A 977-nucleotide genomic window follows, 5' to 3' on the forward strand; every position below is an offset into this window, starting at 1 on the left:
CTACCAGCCTTCGCTTCGCTCTCCATGGCTGGCAGCGGATGACAGCCTGATCGGCATGGTAGGCTGCCAGTGTAAACGGGTGCTGCTGCATGCCGGCGAGGTGCATGATTTTCTTGGCCAGGTGGGTCCCGGTTTTGGGCAGGCCGTTGATCAAAAAGCGTTTCCCTGGAGGAGAGGTGATGGCCAGTGGCTTTTCGTGTTTGGAAAACAGCGTGAGTGGCGACGCTATTTGAATGTGAATTCTTTGAGTTCGTAGTGTAGCATCAAGATGATGAGGGAAGGCCTTTCAAAAGGCTGAAGTATCTTTCTAGAGTTTAGAGTTTCAGAGGAGAAAAACCACTAAAAATCTCAAAAAATAGTTGACATAGCAAGGTGCGGCCTCTCAGAAGAGAAATCAACACAAACTTCTGGAGGCCGCTATGGACGCGAAAGGATATAGCCGTATCCCCCGCGAACTGTGTTATTGGATAACATTTTTGGCAGAAGCGCTACCCCTGAGATCCGTGGGTACCTTCATTCGCTGCCAGCCATGGAGAGCGAAGCGAAGGCTGGTAGACCCCAGTAGCCGCGAGGCCGCACTGTTTTCCCGGCGTGCCTTGCGCCAGAGGGAAAACAAAGTAGGCCTCCGAACGCGGCGTCCAGTCATTGGGAGCCAAGTACGGAGCAGCAACGAGCTTGCGAAGTTGTTGCGTAGTGCTTGGTGACCAGGACGGCTGGGGCACAAATAGGTTGTCAAAGGCCGAGTCGATTTTGGGGACTGGGATGTCCCAAAATCTATCACGAGGCCGAAGACACGCTTGGAATTGTTGATCGGGGCGATGCTCACCCCAGCAGGCTTTGTAACCGAAGCCTACTTGGTCGTCACGATGCGCAATCACTGGAGCAGTTATTACAAATGGTTGCAGAAAGGGCACTGGTCCTGGTTGGGGCTGTCTCGACAGTTTGTCCGATTGATATTGAAGGTCGTGAAGCAGGAA

Annotated in this window: 3 protein-coding genes; 2 read left to right on the forward strand and 1 reads right to left on the reverse strand. The window is 52.8% G+C overall.

What is annotated here, in order from left to right:
• Positions 1 to 256: hypothetical protein (locus ACOCD2_RS21995; RefSeq protein ID WP_293675582.1), on the forward strand; the 256-nt coding region annotated here is incomplete at its 5' end.
• 204 nt (positions 257 to 460) lie between these two features.
• On the opposite strand, the gene ACOCD2_RS22000 is transcribed toward ACOCD2_RS21995, so the two are convergent.
• Positions 461 to 781, reverse strand: a complete 321-nt coding sequence (locus ACOCD2_RS22000) for a hypothetical protein (RefSeq protein WP_419612798.1) — start codon at positions 779 to 781, stop codon at positions 461 to 463.
• Between the two features lie 16 nt (positions 782 to 797).
• Here ACOCD2_RS22000 and ACOCD2_RS22005 point away from each other — a divergent pair.
• On the forward strand, positions 798 to 977 hold a 180-nt coding region (locus tag ACOCD2_RS22005), incomplete at its 3' end, for a hypothetical protein (RefSeq protein WP_419626124.1).

It is taken from the genome of Thiolapillus sp. (assembly GCF_048562965.1).
GTDB lineage: Bacteria > Pseudomonadota > Gammaproteobacteria > Chromatiales > Chromatiaceae > Thiolapillus > Thiolapillus brandeum_A.